The 21975-nt window shown below is 73.0% G+C and carries 19 protein-coding genes; 11 read left to right on the top strand and 8 right to left on the bottom strand.

All coding sequences use genetic code 11. The features are described from left to right. Positions 1–5: 5 nt before the first annotated feature. From J2X26_RS03675 to J2X26_RS03665, 3 genes are all read right to left on the bottom strand, one after another. Complete coding sequence (locus J2X26_RS03675) at positions 6–3482, bottom strand: TM0106 family RecB-like putative nuclease (protein ID WP_307489905.1); 3477 nt, start codon at positions 3480–3482, stop codon at positions 6–8. A 31-nt stretch (positions 3483–3513) separates the two neighbouring features. Continuing rightward, entirely contained in the window at positions 3514–5772 is a 2259-nt protein-coding gene (locus J2X26_RS03670) for a helicase-related protein (RefSeq protein ID WP_307489903.1), read from the bottom strand. 219 nt (positions 5773–5991) lie between these two features. Next, entirely contained in the window at positions 5992–6348 is a 357-nt protein-coding gene (locus tag J2X26_RS03665) for a winged helix-turn-helix transcriptional regulator (protein ID WP_307489900.1), read from the bottom strand. A gap of 128 nt (positions 6349–6476) precedes the next feature. Here J2X26_RS03665 and J2X26_RS03660 point away from each other — a divergent pair, with 128 nt between their 5' ends. After that, entirely contained in the window at positions 6477–7325 is an 849-nt protein-coding gene (locus tag J2X26_RS03660; RefSeq protein WP_307489898.1) for an SDR family oxidoreductase, read from the top strand. On the opposite strand, the gene J2X26_RS03655 is transcribed toward J2X26_RS03660, so the two are convergent. Further along, a complete protein-coding gene (locus tag J2X26_RS03655; protein WP_307489896.1) occupies positions 7319–7477 on the bottom strand; it encodes a hypothetical protein in 159 nt (52 codons plus the stop codon). The two genes, J2X26_RS03660 and J2X26_RS03655, sit on opposite strands and share 7 nt — an antisense overlap. 151 nt (positions 7478–7628) lie before the next feature. Between J2X26_RS03655 and J2X26_RS03650 the strand changes: the two genes are divergently transcribed. Genes J2X26_RS03650 through J2X26_RS03635 form a run of 4 tightly spaced genes read left to right on the top strand, consistent with a single transcriptional unit; the run spans position 7629 to position 11835 of the window. Next, a complete protein-coding gene (locus J2X26_RS03650) occupies positions 7629–9275 on the top strand; it encodes an ABC-F family ATP-binding cassette domain-containing protein (protein ID WP_307489894.1) in 1647 nt (548 codons plus the stop codon). 52 nt (positions 9276–9327) lie between these two features. Next, positions 9328–10431, top strand: coding sequence for a Gfo/Idh/MocA family protein (locus J2X26_RS03645; RefSeq protein ID WP_307489892.1), 1104 nt, complete (start codon positions 9328–9330; stop codon positions 10429–10431). A 38-nt stretch (positions 10432–10469) separates the two neighbouring features. Next, entirely contained in the window at positions 10470–11456 is a 987-nt protein-coding gene (locus J2X26_RS03640; protein ID WP_307489890.1) for a TIGR03557 family F420-dependent LLM class oxidoreductase, read from the top strand. Positions 11457–11469: 13 nt separating this feature from the next. After that, positions 11470–11835, top strand: a complete 366-nt coding sequence (locus J2X26_RS03635) for a hypothetical protein (protein ID WP_307489888.1) — start codon at positions 11470–11472, stop codon at positions 11833–11835. 48 nt (positions 11836–11883) lie between these two features. Here the strand turns inward: J2X26_RS03635 and J2X26_RS03630 are convergent, their stop codons facing one another. The 3 genes from J2X26_RS03630 to J2X26_RS03620 form a co-directional block, all read right to left on the bottom strand. After that, positions 11884–12654, bottom strand: coding sequence for a CPBP family intramembrane glutamic endopeptidase (locus J2X26_RS03630; RefSeq protein WP_307489886.1), 771 nt, complete (start codon positions 12652–12654; stop codon positions 11884–11886). 152 nt (positions 12655–12806) lie between these two features. Beyond that, a complete protein-coding gene (locus tag J2X26_RS03625) occupies positions 12807–13463 on the bottom strand; it encodes a response regulator (RefSeq protein WP_307489884.1) in 657 nt (218 codons plus the stop codon). Continuing rightward, positions 13460–14644 carry a sensor histidine kinase gene (locus J2X26_RS03620; protein ID WP_307489882.1) on the bottom strand — a complete coding sequence of 395 codons (1185 nt, stop codon included), beginning with the start codon at positions 14642–14644 and terminating at the stop codon, positions 13460–13462. Before J2X26_RS03620 ends, J2X26_RS03625 begins: the two co-directional genes overlap by 4 nt. Before the next feature lie 109 nt (positions 14645–14753). Here J2X26_RS03620 and J2X26_RS03615 point away from each other — a divergent pair, with 109 nt between their 5' ends. After that, complete coding sequence (locus J2X26_RS03615) at positions 14754–15335, top strand: hypothetical protein (RefSeq protein ID WP_307489881.1); 582 nt, start codon at positions 14754–14756, stop codon at positions 15333–15335. On the opposite strand, the gene J2X26_RS03610 is transcribed toward J2X26_RS03615, so the two are convergent. Then, positions 15319–15732 carry an ATP-binding protein gene (locus J2X26_RS03610; protein ID WP_307489879.1) on the bottom strand — a complete coding sequence of 138 codons (414 nt, stop codon included), beginning with the start codon at positions 15730–15732 and terminating at the stop codon, positions 15319–15321. The two genes, J2X26_RS03615 and J2X26_RS03610, sit on opposite strands and share 17 nt — an antisense overlap. A 139-nt stretch (positions 15733–15871) precedes the next feature. On the opposite strand from J2X26_RS03610, the gene J2X26_RS03605 reads away from it, so the two are divergent. The 5 genes from J2X26_RS03605 to J2X26_RS03585 all read left to right on the top strand — a co-directional run bounded on the left by J2X26_RS03605 (position 15872) and on the right by J2X26_RS03585 (position 21965). After that, entirely contained in the window at positions 15872–16960 is a 1089-nt protein-coding gene (locus tag J2X26_RS03605; protein WP_307489877.1) for a VIT1/CCC1 transporter family protein, read from the top strand. Between the two features lie 58 nt (positions 16961–17018). Continuing rightward, complete coding sequence (locus J2X26_RS03600; protein ID WP_307489876.1) at positions 17019–17846, top strand: ABC transporter ATP-binding protein; 828 nt, start codon at positions 17019–17021, stop codon at positions 17844–17846. A 32-nt stretch (positions 17847–17878) separates the two neighbouring features. After that, on the top strand, positions 17879–18862 hold the full coding sequence (locus tag J2X26_RS03595; RefSeq protein ID WP_307489874.1) for an ABC transporter substrate-binding protein: 984 nt from the start codon (positions 17879–17881) through the stop codon (positions 18860–18862). 8 nt (positions 18863–18870) lie between these two features. Then, the gene (locus J2X26_RS03590) at positions 18871–20976 is read left to right on the top strand and encodes an iron ABC transporter permease (protein ID WP_307489872.1); all 2106 of its coding nucleotides are present in this window, start codon (positions 18871–18873) and stop codon (positions 20974–20976) included. An 86-nt stretch (positions 20977–21062) separates the two neighbouring features. Continuing rightward, on the top strand, positions 21063–21965 hold the full coding sequence (locus J2X26_RS03585) for a siderophore-interacting protein (RefSeq protein ID WP_307490700.1): 903 nt from the start codon (positions 21063–21065) through the stop codon (positions 21963–21965). Positions 21966–21975: the final 10 nt, after the last annotated feature.

Raw genomic sequence — 21975 nt, 5'->3', positions numbered from 1 at the left:
CGGTTCTACCCGCTGTCAGGCTCCTCCGCGCGGCGAGCGGGCGTGCACAGCCCGATGAACGCGCCCAGCTCCGCCAAGGTCTCCGGGCGGGTGGGCAGGTAGTCGGTGAGGCGGCTCGACCGGACGATGACCGCACACCACTGTGCTCGCGAGACGGCGACGTTGAGCCGGTTGCGGTTGAGCAGGAACTCCATCCCGCGCGGCACCTCGTCGGCCGACGACGCGCACATGGTCACCAGGACGACCGCCGCCTCCTGGCCCTGGAACTTGTCGACGGTCCCCACCCGGACGTCGGGGATGCCCGCGGTGTCCAGAGCCCGGCGGACGGTCCAGACCTGCGCGTTGTACGGGGCGACGACGAGGATGTCCTGCCCTGTCAACGGCCGGGTGGTGCCGTCCGTCCAGCTGCGGCCGAGAAGGTCACGGACCTCGTCGACGATCACCGCGGCCTCCTCGGGCGACGAGACGGCGTTGCCGACGTGGTCGACGACGACGGTCCGCAGCCCGGGCGCGACGCCGTCGAGAGACCGCTCGGCGGTCTGCGGAACGGCATCCAACCGGTCCTCGTACGAGAGGTGCGAGACCACCGAGCAGAGCGCCGGGTGCATCCGCCAGGTGCGAGCCAGGAAGTAGCCGAGCTCGTCGGGCAGGGTGTCGTGGCCGTCGACCAGCCACCCGAGGGCCGACCTGTCGACGGGTTCCGGGTGCCGGCCCTGCGTCACCTGCGGCAGCTGCTGCGGGTCGCCGAGGAGCAGCAGGTTCCGGGCCGCCGTCGAGACCGCGATCGTGTCCGCGAGGGAGAACTGCCCGGCCTCGTCGACGACGAGCAGGTCGAACCCGTCGTCGGGAATCCGGTCCCGGCTGGTGAAGTCCCACTTGGTGCCGCCGATGACAAAGCCGCCCGGCTGGCGGGCATGGAATGCGACCGCGTGCTTGCCCTGCGGCAGCGACTCCCAGACGGCGTCGTCGGGGTGCTCGTCCTGCGCCTTCTTGCCGATGCGCTCCGCTGCCAGCCCGGCGTCGTTGACGGCGCGCAGCATGTTCTCGACCACTGCGTGCGACTGCGCGACGACGCCCACCTTCCAGCCCTGCGCCGCGAGCGCCGCGATCACGTGACCGCCGGTGTACGTCTTGCCGGTGCCGGGCGGTCCTTGCACGGCCACGTAGGAGCCGTCGAGGTCGAGGAGGGCGTCGATGATCGCCTCGGTGGTGCCGGTGACGTCGTCGGGCCGGGGGAGCGGGAGTGCGCGGGTGCGCGGGGGGATGCGGCGCAGGAGGTCGATCGCGGGATGCGCGGGCAGGCTGTCGCCGATGCCTTCGACCAGGGCGCGGATGGCGGCGACGATGGTCGTCGTCTGCGGGGGCGCCGACGGCGCGAGGGCCATGGGCAGGCCGGGCTCGGGGACCGCGCCCTTGGGGAGCCGCTCGACCACCCGCAGGACGTCCCGGGTGCCGGACGGCGAGTCCGTCGCCCGCTGCGAGGTGACGCCGAGGATCTCGACGCTCTGCGTCCATCCGCGGTGCCCGGTGCTGGAGGTCTTCGCGTAGGCGGGCGGTGCGTCGTAGACGGCGTACGCCTTGCCTCCCGTGCGCAGGTCGCTGCCCGGTTCGAGGTGGCCCGTGACGCGCAGGACGCGGCTGAAGGTCGATCTCCCCGGGCCGATGCCCCAGTCCTCGACCACCTCGGGCGTGCCGTCGACGAGCAGCGTGCCGCGGGGGTCCATCCACTCTGCCGGGTCGGACTGCAGCCGGTCGTAGTGGGCCCACCAGAACGGCTTCTCCTCCCGTTTGTGATAGCCGACTGCCGCCGCGAGCATCCGGACGGCCTGCCGGTCCCGAGGATCGTCGAGACCTTCCCCAGTCGCCAGGAGCTCGACGACCAGCGGATCCTCCTCCGCCGGCTCGCGGAGCTCGGCCACCGCGGACCCCGTCGGTTCCGGACCGTGCGCCAGCAGCCAGTCGCGCAGCCGCAGCGTGGACTCACAGTCGTACTGGTTGTACTCGCCGATCTCGTCGAGCTTCGCCTGCCAGGCGGTCTCGTCCCCGGCGTCGCGCAGGTCGGACGCCTCCGCGTACTCGGTGATGGAGTCGGTGGCGGTGGTGACCGCTCCGCCGCGCGTCTGCGCACCCATGTAGAGCGGTTCGAGCTTCTTCAGCGAGTACGAGCTGCTGCCCACGCGCAGGCCGCGGCGGACGGTCGCGTACAGGTCGACGAGGATCCCGTCGCGCAGCAGCTGGTCGACGGCGTCCTCGCCCACACCGTGGCGGCCCGCGAGCCGGAGCAGCGCCGACCGCTCGTAGGGGGCGTAGTGGTAGACGTGCATGCCCGGGTGCGCGGCGCGACGCTGCTCGACGTACGCCAGGAAGTCGACGAACGCCTGCTTCTCCTGTGCGCGGTCGTGCGCCCAGAACGGCCGGAACGTGCCGTCCGGCTCGACGACCCCGAACAGGTACTCCAGCCCCCAGTCCGCGGGCTCGTCGGCGGGGACCGTGTCGTCGGTCCAGAGCGGGTCGCCCTCGAAGTCGAAGAAGACGTCGCCGGCGTCCGGCACCGGCAGGTCGCTGATCGCCGCGGGCTCGACGACCTCGAACACGAGCGGCTCCGACGCGGTCTCCTGGCGGACCTGGAGCGCAGCCTGCCGGCGCAGGTTGGCCAGCGTCGCGACGCCGATCCCGGGCACCGCCCCGGTGCTCGTCGCCAGCTGGTCGATGGTGTGGACGCCGGCTGCCGCCAGCCGCGCACGCTGCGTCGAGCGCATCCCGGCCACCAGGAGGACGTCCCGGTGCGCGACCACCTGGGCCACGCAGGCGTCGCACCGCCCGCACGCCCGGTAGCGGGCATCACCCCAGGTCACCGGCTCGCCCGCCGAGCGGTGCTCGTCGAGCAGGTCCTCCAGACGGGCGCGGCGCTCGCGGTACAGCGGGAGCAGGTCGGCGAGGCGGTGGCTCGACCGGGAACGGTCGCCGAGGATCAGGTGCACGTCGTCCGTCACCGGGATCCCCGCGGCGACCAGCTGGTCCGCGTACGCCGTCAGCTGGAGAAGGGCCGTGACCTTCACGCTGCGGGCCAGCTTGGTGTCGAGCACCGCCCACCGGTCGCCCTCGCGCACCACGAAGTCGGCCCAGCCGGTGAAGCGGCCGTCGAAGAACCCGGCCTGGTAGACGACGTCCGCACCCGACGCCAGCGCGGCGAGGGTGGCTGCCTGCACGCGTTCGAGCGCGGCCCGCTCGCCGGCCTCGTCGTACCGCGGGCGCTCGATCGTGACGACGTCGCTGGTTGCCCGGTAGGCGTCCAGGACCGCCCGCTCGTGGGTGGTGCCCAGCGCCGACACGCGCTCGAGCATCGCGTCCGCGGCGATCGGGGAAGGCTCCGACCAGCCGAGCCGACCGTCGAGGTTGCTCAGCACGGCGAGCTCGCAGGCGGCGGCGTTGGCGAGGTCGCTCGGGCTGAGGACGAGGCCGCCGTCGGCGAGGAGGAACATGCGCCGAGGGTAGACGGCGCCCCGGACAGCGCTAGGCGCCGAGGAACCACGCTGCGATCGCTGCGCCCGAGGTGCCGACGTCGAACGAACGCACCTCCGTCGCGACGGCGGCGAGGTCTGCCACGAGACCGTCGTCCGTGTCCACGGTCCCGCGCGCGTGGACGACGAGCACCACCGGGAGCCGGTCGGCCTCCGTCAGGTGCAGGACCGCGCCCACCCGCTGGACCAGCTGCCGGTAGGACCTGCTGGCGGCGAGCATCACGACCGCGTCGACGGTCGGCAGGTCGAGGCCCTCGTCGAGCACCTTCGGCGCGGTGACCACCGTGAGCCGGCCGCTGCGCAGGTCGCGCAGGGTGTTGCGACGGATCTCCGGTTCCAGACCGTTGTGCAGCCACGCCGCTGAGACACCTGCCGCGCGCAGACCTGCCGCCGCTGCGTCGGCGCCGTCCTTCGTGTGCGTGAAGACCAGTGCGTGGGTGGACCGTGCGAGCGTCGGAGCGAGCGTCGCGAGGGCGCCGGTCTTAGCCGACGACGTCGCCAGCAGGTCCCGGCGGGTGCTGACCGCGCGCAGGTAGGCGCTGGCGTCGGCGGCCGCGCGGGCGTTCTCCCGCAAGCCGCCCTGCAGGCGGATGACGTCCTCGACGAACCGGTCCGGGGTGCAACCGTGCCCGCTGAGACGGTCCGTGAGCTCCGAGATCTGCGCGGACAGGGCGTCGTACTCCGCCCGCTCCTGCGCATCGAGGTCCACCGCGACGAACGCGAGCCGGAACGGCGCGAGCGCACCGTCCTTCCGACCGCGGCGCAGGTCGCACCCGTCGAGCACGGCCCCGAAGTACGGCCGCAGGACCTCGTCGGCCCCAGGGTCCTGCCGCTCCATCGACGACGTCAGACCGAGCCGGGCGCCGAACTCAGCACGCAACGTCGCCGCAGGCCGCGCCGACCCGTACTTGTGCACCTCGTCCGCGATGACCAGGCCCGCCCGGCCGTCCTCCAGCAGCTGGTGGCCGAACGCTGCGCTGACCAGGGACACCAGCACGTCGCATTCGTCGAAGGTGTACGCGGTCGTGATGTCCCGACGACCGATCGACAGCCCCGGCAAGTGCAGCTCCAGCGTCGAGAACCACTGCTCCAGCAGGTCCGACGTCGGCACCAGGACCAGCACCTTCTCGCCGCGCGTGAGAGCGTCCCAGGCCGCGAGCACCCCCACGATGCCGCGGCCCTGCGCGCTGACCGCCTCGACGATCCCGCGCCGGTCCTCCGCCAGCCACGCGTCGAGCACGTCCTTCTGCCATCGGCGCAGCTGCGGCCCGACGTACCGGACCTCGCCGCCGGGAGGGAGCGGGCCACGGTCGACCGCCGGCGGCGCAGCGAGCGCGCGGAACGGTCCACCGGCGGGTGTGGCCGGTGCGGTGGCGAAGGGCGCGGCGGCTGCCCGGTCCTCAGGCTCAACCCGCACGGGGAGGGGCTCTGCGACGCGAGTGGTCGGGTTGGTCACCGGCGCCGGGGCGGTCGTCGGCACGCGCTCCGGCGTGACGGTCGGCTCGACGATCGGCGCGAAGGTCGCCTCGACGGTCGGCTCAGCAGTCGGCGCGAAGGTCGCCTCGACGGTCGGCTCGGCAGTCGGCAGGAAGGTCGCCTCGACGGTGGGCGCGGACGTCGTCTCGACGGTCGGTACGGAGTTTGCGTTGACCGCTGGTGCGACGGCTGGTCCGACAGTCGCGTCGACGGTCGGCTCGGCAGTCGGAATGAAGGCCGGCTCTGCAGCCGGTGCGAACGTCGGTACGAAGGCCGGCTCGGCGGTCGGCATGAACGTCGGCACGAAGGTCCGCTGGACGGGCGCCTCGACCGGCTTCGGCACGGCCGTGAGGCGGGCGCTCACGGGCACCCGCACCGGCATGGGCGGGGTGGGGGCGTCCTCCCGCATCCGTGCGGAGGGCCGGCCCGCGAACGCCGCGGCCGGCAGGATCCCGCCACGGCCGTCCGGTAACGCGCCGACCGCCGGTCCGGCACGGTCACCGAACGACGCCGCCGGAGCGATCACCTGCGGGACCTGACGCCGCGGGGTCGGAAGGTTCAGGAGCGTCGCGGCGTGACCGGCACCCAGCGCACGCCAGCGCGGCGGCGTGCTGCTGTCAGGCCGGAGCCGCGGGTCGCCGAGCAGGAGCTGCTCGATCTCGGCCGTCGTCAGCGCGTCCTGACCGGCATCCGCGACGCTCAGGGTCAGCTCCGACGCCGTCTGCAACGGGCGCGCGCACAAGGCTGCGTGCAGCACGTCGCTCGGTGTCGACACAGCGCATCCTCCTCGTTCCCGCCGCGGGGTTGGCCCCGCATCCGATGTCCTCCATGTCTTGTCGGCATCAGCACGGCTCGAGTTCAGTCGCGCACCGCAACTGGTCGGGCGGAACCGCACAGGAGCCGGTCGATCTCGACCATGACGAGATCCGGACGTCGTACCCATGTCCGAGCGGCAGCCGTCGATCTGGGCAGGCCCGCGCGAGAAGCGGCCCGGCTAGCGCGAGTCCGGTCGGGCGACGATGTCGTCGGCGTTGTCCACGATCCACTCCATGAGGGGCAGCAGCCGCGCGACCAGCTCCGACCCGCGGTCGGTGAGCGAGTAGTCGACGCGTGGCGGGACGCTGCCGGTGACCTCACGGTGCACGACCCCGTCGGCCTCGAGGGTGCGCAGCGTCTGGGCGAGCATCTTCTCGCTGATGCCCTCGACGATCCGGCGAAGCTCGCCCCAGCGCATGGTGCGTTCGGACAGCGCGACCAGCAGGAGGACGCCCCACTTGCTGGTGACGTGGTCGAGCACCGTGCGCGACGGGCACGCGGCCGCGAGAACTCCGTCGGTGAGGAGTCGGTCCAAGACGCTGACCTCATTGCTTACCGTCACGTGCGTACCTTAAGTGAAAGTGGGTACCGACGACTGGGAAGGTGCGGCGGACAACCGGGGTTGGGCCGGACGACAAGCGAACGTCTTCGAGAGGAACCACCATGTCCGTCGTCGTCACCGGTGCCACCGGTCAGCTCGGTCGTCTCGTCGTCCAGCACCTCCTCGCGGGTGGACTCCCCGCCGACCAGGTGGTCGCAGCGGCCCGACGTCCCGAGGGGTTCGCCGACGGGGTCCGCACCGCCCCGATCGACTACGACGACCCGGCGTCGCTCGAGGCGGCGTTCGCGGGCGCGGAGACGGTCCTGCTCATCTCGGGCACCGCCGTGGGCCAGCGGGTCGCGCAGCACGGCAGGGTCATCGACGCCGCCAAGGCCGCCGGGGTCCGCCGCGTCGTCTACACCAGCGCCCCGCACGCCGACACGACCGCGCTCGTCCTCGCGCCGGAGCACAAGGCCACCGAGGAGCTGCTCCGGGCGTCGGGGCTGGCGTGGACCATCCTGCGGAACAACTGGTACACGGAGAACTACGTCGGCGCCGTCGAGCAGGCGCGCTCCACCGGCGTCCTCCTGACGAGCACCGGCGACGGTCGCGTCGCCAGCGCCTCCCGTGACGACTTCGCCGCCGGGGCTGCCGCGGTGCTGCTGGGCGGCGACCACGACGGGCGCGTCTACGAGCTCACGGGCGATGTCGCCTGGTCCGCCGACGAGCTCGCCGAGGCGGCGTCGACCGTCCTGGGCGTGCTCGTCGTCGCCAAGCAGGTCTCTTCCGACGAGCACCGCGCGATCCTCGTCGACGCCGGTCTCGACGAGGGCACCGCGGGCTTCGTCGCGACGCTCGACGCCGACATCCGCCGCGGCGACCTGGCCGACGCGACCCCGGACCTGCGCACGCTCATCGGCCGGCCGACCACCCCGCTCGTCGACGGGCTCCGCGCGGCGCTCCGTCAGTAGCCGTAGCGCGACTTCAGGTGCCGCCACCAGTCGCGCAGCATCCAGCTGTCGAACTCGGTGATCCTGGTGGCGGAGCCGGCCTTCATGATGAAGGAGCTCTGGCCGGTGGGCGTCCAGTCGTCGAAGTCGTCGAGGCCGAAGGTGTGGCGCATCTCGTGCAGCTCGGGACGCTAGCCGGGCCACGTGTGCCCGCACAGGTCATCGAAGCGTCTAGTCGAAGCGCTTCCCGACGGAGAAAGAGCGCGCTTTCCGACGGCAGGCCCGCGTACCTTCACATCTCCGCCGAGCAAGGAGAATGCCCGCATGACCGCAACCGTCCAGGCCAAGAACGTGGGGGCCGGGTTCGGCGATCGCGAGCTGTTCTCCGGTGTCGACCTCGTCGTCGCGCCCGGCGACGTCATCGGCCTCGTCGGCCCCAACGGCGCCGGAAAGTCCACGCTGCTGCAGATCCTCGGCGGTCGACGTCAGGCCGACAGCGGCAGCATCGCGGTGTCGCCGGCGCACGCGCAGCTGGGGTACCTGGCGCAGGAGATCGAGCGGCTCGACGGGGAGTCCGTGCGCGACCACCTCGGGCGGCGGACCGGCGTGACACCCGCGCAGAACGCCCTCGACCAGGCGGCCGACGCGTTCGGCGCGGGCGAGGAGGGGGCCGACGACGTCTACGCCGAGGCGCTCGAACGCTGGCTCGCGCTCGGAGGCGCCGACCTCGAGGCGCGCCTCGGCTCGGTGGCCGACGACCTCGGGCTGACCGTCGACCTCGACCACCCGATGACCGCGCTGTCCGGCGGCCAGGCTGCCCGGGTCGGCCTGGCGGCGCTGCTCCTCTCGCGCTACGACCTCTACCTGCTCGACGAGCCGACCAACGACCTCGACGCAGCCGGCCTGGACCTGCTGGAGGAGTTCGTCGACCGCTCGGAGGCCGCGATCGTCGTCGTCAGCCACGACCGCGAGTTCCTCAGCCGCACCGTGACGGCCGTCGTCGAGATCGACCGCAGCCTGCAGCGCGTCACCACCTACGGCGGCAGCTACGACTCCTACCTCGACGAGCGCTCGATCGCGCGTCGCCAGGCCCGCGAGGCCTACGAGGGGTACGCCGCCCGGCGCGACGCGCTCAACGCGCGTGCGCGCATGCAGCGGGCGTGGATGGAGAAGGGCGTCCGGAACGCGCGTCGCAAGGCGCCCGACAACGACAAGCACATCAAGAACTTCCGCGGGCAGACGTCGGAGAAGCAGGCGGCCAAGGCGCGGCAGACCGAGAAGATGATCGAGCGGCTCGACGTGGTCGACGAGCCGCGCAAGGAGTGGCAGCTGCAGATGACCATCGCGACCGCGGGCCGGTCCGGTGCTGTCGTCGCGGTCGCGCGGCACGCGGTGCTGACCCGTGGCGAGTTCACGCTCGGCCCGGTGGACCTCCAGCTCGACTGGCGCGATCGCGTGGCCGTGACCGGCCCGAACGGCGCCGGCAAGTCGACGCTCCTCGGTCTGCTCCTGGGTCGGCTCGAGCCGACGTCCGGCGCCGTCGACCTCGGTTCGGGCGTGCTCGTCGGCGAGGTCGACCAGGCACGCCGGGCGTTCGAGGGCGACGAGCCGCTGGTCGACGCGTTCTCCCGCGAGGTCCCCGACTGGCCGACGGCCGACGTCCGCACGCTGCTGGCCAAGTTCGGTCTCGGCGGCCACCACATCCACCGGCCGGCGTCGTCGCAGTCGCCCGGCGAGCGCACCCGCGCGGCCCTCGCGCTCCTGCAGGCCCGCGGCGTGAACCTGCTCGTCCTCGACGAGCCGACGAACCACCTCGACCTGCCCGCGATCGAGCAGCTGGAGTCGGCGCTCGACAGCTTCGACGGCACGATCCTGCTGGTCACGCACGACCGCCGGATGCTGGAGACCGTCCGCCTGACCCGCCGCTGGCACGTGGAGGACGGCCAGGTCACGGAGGTCACGGCGGACTGACAGGGATACGCTCGCTCGGTTCGTGGCACTCGACGGCGAGGACGGTTTCCCGATGGCGCAGGCACCCATCCGGTTCGGTGTGGTCGGCAGCGGGTGGCGGGCGGAGTTCTTCGTCCGCATGGCGCGGCTGATGCCGGAGCGGTTCCAGTGCGTCGGCGTGGTCACGCGGTCGGCGGAGCGTGGCGTCGAGGTCGAGCAGGCGTGGGGCGTTCCGACGGTGCGCACCATCGAGGAGCTCGTCACCGCCGTCGGCCCGACGACGGACCGTCCTGAGTTCGTCGTCGTCTCCGTGCCGTGGCCGGTGACCCCGGACGCCACCCGAGAGCTGGTCGAGCTCGGCATCCCGGTACTCGCGGAGACGCCACCCGCGCCCGACGCGGACGGGCTGCGCGAGCTGTGGGCGGACGTCGGCTCGTCGGGCCTGGTCCAGGTGGCCGAGCACAGCCCGTCGATGCCGTCGCACGCCGCGCGGATCGCCGTCGTCGACGCCGGCCTGATCGGGACGCCGACGAGCGTACAGATCAGTTCCACGCATCTGTACCACGCGGTCGGGCTGATCCGACGGCTGCTGGGTGCCGGCCGCGGAGAGGTCGTCGTGCGGGCGACGACCGTCACCGCACCACTGCTCAGCCCGCTCGGTCGCGACGGTTGGACCGGCGCCAGCGAGCCCGTCGACGCGTGGAACATCCTCGCGACGCTCGACTTCGGCGACGGCCGCAGTGCGCTGTACGACTTCACCGACAACCAGTGGCACAACCCGCTGCGCACCAACCGGATCGTCGTCCGCGGATCGCACGGGGAGATCGTCGACGACACCGTGACGCGCTGGGTCGACGAGCGCACGGTGGTCAGCTCACCGATCGTCCGGCGGGTGACCGGCCTCGAGCAGAACCTCGACGGTTTCGACCTGGAGCACCTCAGCCTCGACGGCCGCGTCCTCTACCGGAACGCGTTCCAGGGTGCCCGGCTGGCCGACGACGACATCGCGGTCGCCGCCCTGCTCGACGCGACGGGATCCTGGGTACGCGGCGACGGACCGCCCCCGTACCCGCTGGCCGACGGCTGCCAGGACCACCTCCTGGGGCTGGCCATCGAAGAGGCGGGCCGCACGGGCGAGCCGGTCCGCACGGCACGGGAGGCGTGGGCGGACGCGTAGCGGATGCGGCGTGGCGAGCGCGGTGCGACCGTCGGTCGGTGACACGTTTCGGCTACACGCTCATGACCGAGCAGTCCGGACCGAAGGACCTGGTCCGCTACTCCATCGCCGCTGAACGCCTCGGCTTCGACTTCGAGGTGTGCAGCGACCACTACTTCCCCTGGCTCGACGCGCAGGGTCATGCTCCACACGCATGGACGCTGCTGGGCGCTGTCGCCCAGGCGACCGAGCGCGTGGAGCTCATGACCTACGTGACCTGCCCGACCCTCCGGTACCACCCAGCCGTCGTCGCGCAGAAGGCCGCGACGCTCGGGGTGCTCTCCGACGGTCGGTTCCAGCTCAACGTCGGTGCCGGGGAGAACCTCAACGAGCACGTGGTCGGTGAGCGCTGGCCCGCGGTGGGCGAACGCCACGACATGCTCGAGGAGGCCGTCGAGATCATCCGCGAGCTCCTCACCGGTGACCGCGTGAACTTCGCCGGTGACTTCTTCCAGGTGGACTCCGCGAAGATCTGGGACCTCCCCGACGAGCCCATCGAGCTCGGTGCGGCCGTCTCGGGGCCGGACTCGATCGAGCGGTTCGCGCAGCTCGTCGACCATCTGGTCGCCGTCGAGCCGGACGCCGACGCGATCCACGCCTGGGACGACGCCCGCGGCCACGCCCTGCCGGAGTCGCGGAAGATCGGGCAGGTCCCGATCAGCTGGGACCCGGACCGGGAGAAGGCCGTCGAGCGCGCGCACGAGCAGTTCCGCTGGTTCGCCGGCGGCTGGAAGGTGAACGCCGACCTGCCCACCACGGAGGCGTTCGACGCCGCGAGCCAGTTCGTCCGACCGTCCGACGTCGCCGAGCAGATCCCGTGCGGCCCGGACCTGGACGCCGTCGTCGAAGCGGTCTCCGCGTACTGGGAGGCCGGGTTCACCGACATCGCGATCGTGCAGATCGGCGACGAGCGGCAGGACGAGTTCCTGTCGACGGCCGCCGGACCGCTCCTCGACAAGCTCCGCACCGCAGCACCCACCCACTGAGAGGAATCCGCACATGGCAGTCACCGCATTCGGCGACCTCCCCCTGGCCGACCGCGACCGGGCCTGGGACGGCGACGCCGCCGAGAAGCGCGTCCGCGCCTGGGCCAAGGCCGAGGACGAGCCCAACGAGAAGTACCGCGACGCGCACGTCTGGTACGACGCCGACGCCAAGGAGAACTTCACCGCGTACAAGCTGCTGATCGCTGACGTCATCGACGGACGTCTCAAGGCCGTGCCGCGAGGGGTCTTCGCGGCAGCGGCCGTCATGCAGGGCTCCCGCGGCGGTGTCGACGTTCCCGACAAGGACCGCGACCGCATCAAGAGCCACCTGGCGAAGTACTACGCGAAGCTCGACGAGACGGCTCCGTGGGACGACTGACGACGCGGTGGCCACCCGGTCCGGGCGGCCACCGCGGTCGTGCGACGGTCAGGCCACCGCGCCCGCGGTCACCAGCCCGATCCCGAACAGCGTCCAGTCGTTGAGGACGTGCGCACCGGTCGACGCCCAGATGTTCTTCGTCAGGAGGAACGGGACGAGCAGGACGACCCGCGCCACCCCGATCACCGCGAGGCACTGCAGGATGTTGCCGCCGTAGGTGGGCAGGTGGATCGCGGCGAACACGAGGGTCGCGACGAGCCACGCGCCGACCACCGCGGCCCGGCGCGGCAGCCGGACGACCCGGAAGAGCAGGGTCAGGGTCGCCAGGAGGATGAGGATGGTGAAGAGCTCCTCGCCGAACAGCTGCGGGACCATCGCCAGGAACGTCGCGACCTGGTCGCCGCCGCTGAGGTCCGCGAGCGCGCCGGCCATCGGGTTGGCCTGCATGTCGAGCACCTGGGAGAGCGCGACGCCGACGACCGAGGTGATCACGACGTTGAGTGCCGCGAAGCCGAACCACAGCTTGACCTCCCGACGGCCGACGCCGCGGAAGAGCACCCGCCAGTCGGGCCGGGCGACCAGCACGAACGCCACGAGCGGGATCGCCACGAAGATCAGTCCGTGCACCAGCGTCGAGAACCACGCGGGACCGCCGACGGGCAGGAACATGTCCGCCGCACCGCCGACCGCCACGGCGGCGAGGATCGTCGCCCAGCCTGCGCCGCTGATGCGTGACGGCAGGCCGTTGTAGAAGGGGTAGTCCGGGGTCGCGCTCGTCGTGCTCGGTGAGGTCGGCGCGGTGGCCAGGGCGGCGCTCATGGTGATGCTCCTGCGGTGGGGTGCGGGCGCGTGGGGGCCCGTCGCTCGTCGTCACCCGGCTGGTTCCGACACACCCACAGTGCTCGTCGGGACCCGTGTTCCACATCGTGCAGATGCAGTCATCTGCACGTACTGCGTCCGCGGTATCTCGCTCAGCGCCACACCACGCCCGCCTCCACGGCGACCAGCGCCGCCTGCAGGCGCGACGTGCAGTCGAGCTTGGCGAGCACGCGCGTGACGTGCGTCTTCGTGGTGGCCTCGGTGATGTCGAGCGCTCGACTGATCGCGGCGTTCGACATCCCCGCGCCGAGGCACGCGAGGACGTCGCGCTCGCGGACGGTGAGGTCGTCGACTCCGTGCGTGGGCCGCGGCGTCGGGGCCTGCGCGGCGACGAGGTCGGCCAGCAGCCGACGGGTCACCTCGGGGGCGAGGACGCCGTCCCCGGCGGCGACGCGACGAACGGCGTCGACCAGCTCGGCCGCCCCGACGGTCTTCAGCAGGAAGCCGACGGCGCCGGCGGCGAGCACCCCGCGGACATACTCGTCGAGGTCGAACGTCGTCAGCGCGAGGACGTCGGCGAGCCCTTCCGCGACGATCGCGCGGGTGGCCTCGATGCCGTCCATGCCGGGCATCCGGATGTCCATGAGCACCACGTCGGGCCGTAGGGCGCGGGCGTTCGCGACGGCGGCGGCTCCGTCGGCAGCCTCACCGACGACGGTGATCCCGTCGGCGCCGTCGAGCATCAGGCGAAGCCCTGCGCGGATCGCGCCATGGTCGTCGGCCACGAGCACGCGGACGTCGTCGGTCATGGCGCGACCCGTGGCAGAGAGGCGCGCACGACCCACCGACCGTCGGACGGACCCGCGACGAGGGTGCCCCCGAGCGCCTCGGCCCGCTCGCGCATGGTCAGCAGCCCTGTCGCGGTGCTCAGGGGCGGCTCTGCGGGGCGGCCGAGAGCGTTCGTCACGACGACCTCCACGCCGTCCCGCCCGCTCACGGAGACCTCGACGGGTGTCCCGGGTGCGTGCCGTGCGGCGTTGGTGAGGGACTCCTGCACGATCCGGAACGCCGCCTGGTCCGTCGCGGCCGGGAGGGGTGACGGCGGCGCGCCGACGACGACGACCTCCTGTCCGGCCGACCGCGCGGCGGCGACGAGCGCGTCGAGCCGGGCGAGGCCGGCGGGAGCGGTGACCGGGTCGGGTCGTCCGCGCAGCACCAGGATCATCGACCGCATCTCCGCCAGGGCCTCGAGGGCGCCGGCGCGGACGGTCCGCAGGGTGTCCCGGTCCCGGGAGGTGTCCGTCGACGCCAGCGTGGCCTCGGTGTGGATCGCGACGGCCGACAGGTGCCCGGCGACGACGTCGTGCAGGTCCCGGGCCATGCGCGCGCGCTCCTCCCGCACGGCCGACTCGCGGTCCAGCTCGGCGATCCGGATCGCGTCGGCCGCGACCGCCTGGGCCAGGTCGGCGCGCTCACGCTCCAGCTCGGCCAGCTCTGTGCGCTGCCGTACGTCGGACGCCCACCACAGCGGTGTCCCGTAGATCGCGACCGCCTGCAGGAAGGTCACGACGGCGGCGCGCGGCTCGCTCCCGGTGGCGAGCATCAGCACCGGGCCGCCGACGCTCACCACGGCGACCACCCAGACGATCCGCCGCCGCACGACCGGGGAGGTCAGCAGCGCCGCGGTGTAGAGGGCGTCGAACAGGACGACGAAGATGACGATCCCGCCACCGAGGTACCCGTCGAGGGCTGCGAGCGCCGCGATCACGACGAGCGTCGCGACGGGGTGCCGCCGCTTGGCCAGGAGCGTGGTGGCTGCGCACACGAGGATCAGCAGGTGCCACCAGACGGCGTACTGGCTGACCAGGGTGCCGGCCAGCGCGCGCGGAGGGCGGCCGGCCAGGCCGATCGCCGCGAGCACGACGCCGAGCAGGACGAGCGCGCCCGCGACCACGCGGTCGTCCTGCATCCACGCGCGCAGGCGTCCCATCCGGCCATCCCAGCACACGGGTGCGGCCGGGCCGTCGTCCGAAGGATGTACGCGGGCATGATCCCGATGCCGGACGCGGTGGGGCGACGGGCGCGGACATCGTGGTCGCATGATCGACGCCATCGCGCAGAACCCGGTCGCCGCCCTCGTCGTCGCGTGCGAGATCGCGTTCTGGGTGTTCCTCGCCGCCGCCGTCGTCGCCCGCTACGCCTTGCACTGGCGCCGGACGTCCACGGTGCTGCTGCTCTGCGAGCCGTTGCTGGAGGTCGTCCTGCTCGTCGCGACGGTCGGTGACCTGCTGCGCGGCGCCGAGCCGACGTGGACGCACGGCCTGGCGGCCCTCTACCTGGGCTTCACGGTCGGGTTCGGCAAGCTGACGGTGCACAAGGTCGACGCGTGGGTGGCCTTCCGGTTCGCCGGTGGGCCCGCACCGGAGCCGCGGCCGCGTGAGGGCGCCCCGGCGCGCAGCTACGAGTGGCGGTTGTGGTGGCGGGTGGTGGTCGCGTGGCTGGTGTCGTGCGGGGTGCTCGGGGTGCTGATGCTCATCGCGACCGAGCCCGATCAGCGGGAGGTGCTCGCCTTCTGGGCGGGCCGGGCGACGCTGGTGCTCGTCGGCTGGCTGGTGTTCGGGCCGCTCTGGTCGGAGGTGTCGACGCGGGCCAGGCAGCCGAGCGTCAGCGCTCGGTCGTGAAGTGCCCGAGCTCGGTGACGTCGTCGTGACGGAGCTCGAACCAGACGGCCTTGGCTGCCGCGCCGTCCTCCTCGGAGGTGCCCCAGCTGCTGGCCAGCCGGTCCACGAACATCACGCCGCGTCCGCCGAGGGCGGTCGGGGGAGGGTTGCGCACGACCGGTACGTCGCGGACGCCGTCGGTGACCTCGACGCGCGTCCGCTCCTCGTCGACGTGCACCCGCAGGACGACGGGCGGGTCGGCGTGCGCGACCGCGTTGGTGACCAGCTCGCTGACGAGCAGGACCAGCAGGTCGAGGCGGCCGTCGTCGATCCCGACCTCGGAGAGTCTGTCCCGGGCCCAGTGCCGGGCGGGCGCGATCGCGGAGAGCGAGGGCGACACGGCCGTCTCGGCATACATCGGCAGCCTTCCGGAGAGTGGGACGGGAACGAAGACGGAACTCCGTCGACCCCAGCCACGGTCATGCACATCTGATGATTCGGCAACCTGAACACCGCTCTGAAGTCAGTTTCCCCCCTGCCGGCTGGGATCATGAGGCGTGCAGACCACACCGACCGCACGTCCGACCCCGTCGAGCAACCAGGTCCGGCGGTGGCGGCAGTACCTGGCCGACGAGCGCGCGGAGGCGGCCGTCTACCGCGACATCGCGTCCCGGCGCACCGGCGAGGAGCGCGAGATCCTGCTGGCGCTGGCGGAGGCGGAGCGCCGGCACGAGCAGCACTGGCTGGACCTGCTGGGCGACGACGTCGGCAAGCCGCGCCGCGGTGACCTGCGCACGCGCATCCTCGGGGTGCTGGCCCGCCGGTTCGGTTCGGTGTTCGTCCTGGCGCTCGCGCAGCGCGCGGAGGCACGGTCGGGGTACGACGACGACGCCGACGCGACGCCGACGATGGCCGCCGACGAGGCCATCCACGAAGAGGTCGTCCGTGGCCTCGCCACGCGGGGTCGCAACCGGATCTCGGGCACGTTCCGCGCGGCGGTGTTCGGCGCCAACGACGGCCTGGTCAGCAACCTGGCGCTCGTGCTCGGCATCGGGGCCAGCGGTGCGTCGACGTCGACCGTGCTGCTCACAGGCCTGGCCGGTCTGCTGGCCGGGGCGCTGTCGATGGGTGCGGGGGAGTACGTGTCGGTGCGGTCCCAGCGCGAGCTGCTCGAGGCGTCCCGGCCGGGTCAGGCCGCGCGGGCGGCCCTGCCGCACCTGGACGTCGACGCCAACGAGCTGGCGCTGGTCTACCGGGCGCGCGGGATGGAGCCGGACGAGGCGCAGGCGCGGGCCGACGAGGTCCTGGGGTCGCTGGACACCATCGACGCGCTGCCGCCGGAGTCCGAGGCCGTGGACGAGCACGAGTCCGTCGGCACCGCCGTCGGCGCCGCGGCGGCGAGCTTCTGCTTCTTCGCGTCGGGGGCGGCGATCCCCGTGCTTCCGTACCTGCTCGGCGCGGACGGGCTCACCGCGGTGGTGTGGGCATCCGTGCTGGTGGGACTCGCGCTGCTGGCCACGGGCGCGACCGTCGGGGTGCTGTCGGGGGCGTCGCCCGCGAAGCGCGCGCTGCGGCAGCTGGCCATCGGCTACGGCGCCGCCGGTGCGACGTACCTGCTCGGGCTGGCGTTCGGCGCCACGGTGTGATGTTCGTCATCTGAACAAGGGTTGGCAACCCTTACTTAGTTGAGGCTAACCTCAGCCCGTGACCTCCTCCGAGCGCGACGCCCTCCGCGGTGACGACCTCACGTTGGCGTACCACGGCACGGTCGTCGTGACGTCGGCCGACCTGCGCCTCCAGCCCGGCCAGGTCACCGCGCTGATCGGCCCCAACGGCTCCGGCAAGTCCACCCTCCTGCGTGCGCTCGCCCGGCTGCACAGCCCCGAGTCGGGCACGGTCAGCCTGCCCGACGTCCCCGACGCCCACGCGCTGTCCGCGAAGGACTTCGCCCGGCGCGTGACGCTGCTGTCCCAGTCGCGCCCGACCCCGTCGGGGGTCAGCGTCCGGGACGTCGTCGGCTACGGCCGCCACCCGTACCGCGGTCGCTGGCGCCAGAACGATGCCGACGGCCCGCGCGCGATCGCCTGGGCCATGGAGGTCACGGGCGTCGGGTCGATGGCCGAGCGTGGCGTCGACGAGCTCTCCGGTGGCGAGCTGCAGCGCGTCTGGCTGGCCACCTGCCTCGCGCAGGACACCCGCGTCCTGCTGCTCGACGAGCCCACCACGTACCTCGACCTGCGCTACCAGGTGGAGATCCTCGACCTGGTGCGCGACCTGGCCGACGACCACGGCGTGGCCGTCGGCGTCGTCCTGCACGACCTCGACCAGGCCGCCGCCGTCGCCGACCACGTGGTGCTGCTGCGCCGCGGCGAGGTCGTCGGCTCCGGCCGCCCGCACGAGGTGCTCACCGCCGACGCGCTCACCGAGACGTACGGCATCCGCATCGACGTCCAGCGCGACGAGACCACGGGCCGGGTCCACACCCGGCCCGTCGGCAAGCACACGCACCGCTCCCACCTCACCGCCGTCTAGAGCCCCCGCTCACCAACTCAGAGGACACCCCTGTGCGCAAGACAGCCCTTCCCGCCCTGCTCGCCGGAGCAGCGCTCCTGCTGACGGCCTGCGGCACCACCGAAGACGCAGCGGATGCGCCGTCCGCATCGAGCGCCGCCGCCGGCGAGACGATCACGATCGAGGACGACCGCGGCACCGTCGAGCTCGACGGCCCGGCCGTCAACGTCGTCTCGCTCGAGTGGGGCCTGACGGAGAACCTGCTCACGCTCGGTGTCACGCCGGTCGGCGCCGCCGACGTCGCGGGCTACAACACGTGGGACACGGTCGTGCCGCTCGACGAGTCGACGCCCGACGTCGGCATGCGCGGCGAGCCGTCGCTGGACGCCATCTCCGCCCTCGAGCCCGACCTGGTGGTCACCACGACCGACCTGCCGGCCGAGGTCATCGAGCAGATCGAGGCCGAGTACCCGGTCATCGCCCTGCGCGGCTCGGACGCGTCCGACCCGATCGGCAAGATGGAGCGCACCCTGCAGATCCTCGGCGAGGCGACCGGCACGTCCGACGCCGCCGAGGCCGCGCTCGCGGACTTCGACGCCAAGGTCGCCGACGCCAAGACCCAGCTCGACGAGGCCGGTCTGGCCGGTGCCTCGTACACGATGGCCGACGGGTGGCTCTCCGACGGCGCCGTCTCCATCCGCATGTACACGCCCGGCTCGTTCCTCGGCGGCGTCGCCGGCGAGCTCGGACTCGAGAACGCCTGGACCGGCGAGGGCGACCCCGACTACGGCCTCGCGCAGACCGACGTCGAGGGCCTGACCGGTCTCGGCGGGGACGTGCACTTCCTCTACGTCGGCAACGACACCGACGGCGGCGACGCGTTCAAGGACGGCCTCGCCGGCAACGCGATCTGGGAGCAGCTGCCCTTCGTCGTCGCGGGCCAGACCACCCGTCTGCCCGACGGCATCTGGATGTTCGGCGGACCGGAGTCCGCTGCCGCGTTCATCGACGCGACCGTCGCGGCCCTGACGGCCTGACGCGCAGCATGAGCGTGATCGCAGAGGCAGGACCCGCAGCGCTCGGCGCCGCGGGTCCTGCCGCCGTCCGCCGCGCCCGACCGGGCGCGATCGTCGCGGTGTTCGTCGTCGCGATCGTCGCGGTGGTCGTTCTGGCGGTCGTCGACCTCACGCTCGGCACCTCGGCCGTCGGCGTCGGGGACCTGCTCGGGCTGCTCACGGGCTCGGGGGACGACGAGGCCCTCGCGGTGCTCGTCGCGTCGCGCGCTCCCCGGGTGCTCGCCGCGCTGCTCGTCGGCACCGCGCTGGGCCTGTCCGGCAGCGCCCTGCAGTCGGTCGCGCGCAACCCGCTGGCCTCGCCCGACACCCTCGCCGTCAACGCCGGTGCCTACTTCACCGTCGTGCTGGCGGCGGTCACCGGGCTCACGCTCCCGTTCGCGGTCAACGGTGCGCTCGCGTTCGTCGGCGGGCTCGCGGCCGCCGCGCTGGTGCTGGCGATCGCCCGCGGGGGTGCCGAGGGACCCACCCGGCTGGTGCTCGCGGGGTCGGCGACGATGCTCGCGCTGTCGTCGCTGACCATCCTCCTCATGCTCCTGTTCGAGCAGGAGACCATGGGGATGTTCGCGTGGGGCGAGGGCTCGATCGTGCAGTCCGGCACCTCCAAGGTGGCCCAGGCGGCGCCCGTGGTGCTGCTCGCCGGGATCGTCCTCGTGCTCTGGGCGCGCCGCCTGGACGTGCTCGCACTCGGCGACGACACCGCGTCCGTCCTCGGGCTCGACGTCCGTCGCACCCGCATCGTCTCCGTGCTGCTCGCCGTGCTCCTGGCGGCGCTCGCGGTCACCGTCGCCGGTCCCATCGGGTTCGTCGGGCTGACCGCGCCGGTCATCGCGCGGCTGGTCGCGGGACGCGTGCCCGGCATGGCGCGGCACCGGCTGCTCCTCCCGCTGGCCGCGCTGGCCGGGTGCGTCGTCGTGCTCGGTGCCGACGTCCTGCTGCGGCTGGCCGTCCCCGGGGTCGCCTCCGTCGCGGTCCCGACCGGCATCGTCACCACGTTGTTCGGCGCGTCGGTGATGGTCTGGCTGGCTCGCCGCCTGCGCGACTCCGGACCGACGCGCAGCACCGCGTCGGTCGGCGCCCACCCCGCCTCGCGCGTCCGGGTCGCCGTCGTCGTCACCGTCCTGGTCGCGGCCGTCGTCGCGGCCGTGGTCGCCGGCTTCCTGCTCGGCGACCGCGTGCTGCTCATGGGTGACGTGGCCAACTGGTTCGCGGGCGTCAGCGGCCGGCAGGTGTCGTTCGTGCTGGACCAGCGCACCCCGCGCGTGCTCGCCGCGCTCCTGGCCGGCGCCGCGCTCGGCCTCGCCGGCACCACGGTCCAGGCCGTCGCGCGCAACCCGCTCGCCGAGCCGAGCCTGCTCGGCATCACCGGCGGTGCCGGCGTCGGCGCGGTGCTCGCGATCGTGCTCTTCCCCGGTGCGAGCTTCTGGGTGGTGTCGGCCGCCGCGGCCGTCGGTGCCCTGAGCACGTTCGCGCTGGTCTACGCGCTGGCCAACCGGCGCGGGCTGAGCTCCGACCGGCTGGTGCTCGTCGGCATCGGCGTCTCGGCGGCCGCGACGTCGCTGATCACGCTGATCGTCGTCCTGACCAGCCCGTGGAACACGACGATGGCGCTCACGTGGCTGTCGGGCTCGACCTACGGGCGGACCGCCGTGCAGGTGTGGCCCGTGGCGGTCGCGCTGCTCGTGATGGTCCCGCTCGTGGTCCGCTGGCGTCGGGACCTGGACGTCCTCGCCGTCGACGACGACGTCGCCCGCGTGCTCGGCGTCCAGCTGGAGCGGACCCGGCTGGGTCTGCTCGTCGTCACGGCCCTGCTCACCGCCGCGGCGGTCACTGCGATCGGCGTCGTCGGGTTCGTCGGCCTCGTCGCGCCGCACCTGGCCCGCTCGCTCGTCGGGTCGTCGCACGCGCGGGTCATCCCGGTCGCGGCCCTGCTCGGCGCGCTGCTGGTCAGCGTCGCGGACACCTTGGGCCGCACGGTCATCGCCCCGGCCCAGATCCCGGCCGGTCTGCTCACGGCCATGATCGGCACCCCCTACTTCATCTACCTGCTGTGGCGGACCCGGAGGAGCGCACTGTGACGAACACCGTGGTGAGGGAAGCCTCACCTTCCTCTACCCTGGGCGACGTGACTGTTTCGGTAGAGGCCCCGGCGCTGCCCTTCCGCATGTTCGCCGTGCAGGTGGCCGCGGTGCAGCCGATGTGCCCGAGCGTGGTCCGCGTGACGTTCACGGGCGACGACCTGGACCGCTTCGCGGACAACGGGTTCGACCAGCGCATCAAGTTCTTCCTGCCGCTGGACACCGTGCCGTACGACGAGCTGCTGAGCCTGGCGGACAGCGCCGACTGGTACGGCCGCTGGCGCGCGATGCCCGACGAGAAGCGACACCCCATCCGCACCTACACCGCCCGCGGGGTCCGCCAGGAGCGCCGCGAGGTCGACGTCGACATCGTCCTGCACGGCGACCTCGGCCCCGCCTCCCGCTGGGCCCTCGGCGCAGCGCCCGGCGACGACCTGGTGATCCTCGGCCCCAACGCCGACGCGACCGGCCCGCACGGCGGCGTCGACTTCGTGCCCCCGGCACACACCGACCGCCTGCTCATTGCGGGCGACGAGACCGCCCTGCCGGCCATCGCCGGGATCCTCGAGCGACTGCCGGCGGACGCGCGCGGTGAGGCGCTGATCGAGATGCCGCTGTCCGGCGACCGCCTCCCGCTCGCCGCCCCGGCCGGGGTGACCGTCCGCTGGTACGGCCGCGACGGCCGCGCCCATGGCGAGCTGCTCGTCCCCGCCGTGCAGGCCGCGTGCGCGCGGCTGCTGCCCGGTCAGGCGCCCGCGCCCGACGTCGAGCTGGAGGACGTGGACGTCGACGAGGGCATGCTGTGGGAGGTGCCCGTCGACGAGACCGGCGCCCCCCTGCGCGTCGACGCCGCCCTCTACGCCTGGCTCGCCGGGGAGGCCGCGGTCATCAAGACCCTGCGGCGGCACCTGGTCGCCGAGTGCGGCGTGGACCGCAAGGCCGTCGCGTTCATGGGGTACTGGCGCGCGGGTCGGTCCGAGGCGAGCTGACTGCGCGCTC

Origin of the sequence: Cellulomonas humilata, assembly GCF_030814415.1 — a bacterium.
Classification (GTDB): domain Bacteria; phylum Actinomycetota; class Actinomycetes; order Actinomycetales; family Cellulomonadaceae; genus Cellulomonas; species Cellulomonas humilata_A.
The sequence above is the reverse complement of the archived record's forward strand: the minus strand, read 5'-3'. Positions and strand labels throughout refer to the sequence as shown.

Excerpts from the sequence above, each read along its gene's own strand:
- J2X26_RS03660 (WP_307489898.1), top strand. The coding sequence starts at position 6,477 with ATGTCCGTCGTCGTCACCGGTGCCACCGGTCAGCTCGGTCGTCTCGTC.
- J2X26_RS03615 (WP_307489881.1), top strand. The coding sequence starts at position 14,754 with ATGATCGACGCCATCGCGCAGAACCCGGTCGCCGCCCTCGTCGTCGCG.
- J2X26_RS03590 (WP_307489872.1), top strand. The coding sequence starts at position 18,871 with ATGAGCGTGATCGCAGAGGCAGGACCCGCAGCGCTCGGCGCCGCGGGT.
- J2X26_RS03625 (WP_307489884.1), bottom strand. The coding sequence starts at position 13,463 with ATGACCGACGACGTCCGCGTGCTCGTGGCCGACGACCATGGCGCGATC.
- J2X26_RS03620 (WP_307489882.1), bottom strand. The coding sequence starts at position 14,644 with ATGGGACGCCTGCGCGCGTGGATGCAGGACGACCGCGTGGTCGCGGGC.
- J2X26_RS03635 (WP_307489888.1), top strand. The coding sequence starts at position 11,470 with ATGGCAGTCACCGCATTCGGCGACCTCCCCCTGGCCGACCGCGACCGG.
- J2X26_RS03610 (WP_307489879.1), bottom strand. The coding sequence starts at position 15,732 with ATGTATGCCGAGACGGCCGTGTCGCCCTCGCTCTCCGCGATCGCGCCC.
- J2X26_RS03585 (WP_307490700.1), top strand. The coding sequence starts at position 21,063 with ATGTTCGCCGTGCAGGTGGCCGCGGTGCAGCCGATGTGCCCGAGCGTG.
- J2X26_RS03655 (WP_307489896.1), bottom strand. The coding sequence starts at position 7,477 with ATGCGCCACACCTTCGGCCTCGACGACTTCGACGACTGGACGCCCACC.
- J2X26_RS03645 (WP_307489892.1), top strand. The coding sequence starts at position 9,328 with ATGGCGCAGGCACCCATCCGGTTCGGTGTGGTCGGCAGCGGGTGGCGG.
- J2X26_RS03630 (WP_307489886.1), bottom strand. The coding sequence starts at position 12,654 with ATGAGCGCCGCCCTGGCCACCGCGCCGACCTCACCGAGCACGACGAGC.
- J2X26_RS03675 (WP_307489905.1), bottom strand. The coding sequence starts at position 3,482 with ATGTTCCTCCTCGCCGACGGCGGCCTCGTCCTCAGCCCGAGCGACCTC.
- J2X26_RS03650 (WP_307489894.1), top strand. The coding sequence starts at position 7,629 with ATGACCGCAACCGTCCAGGCCAAGAACGTGGGGGCCGGGTTCGGCGAT.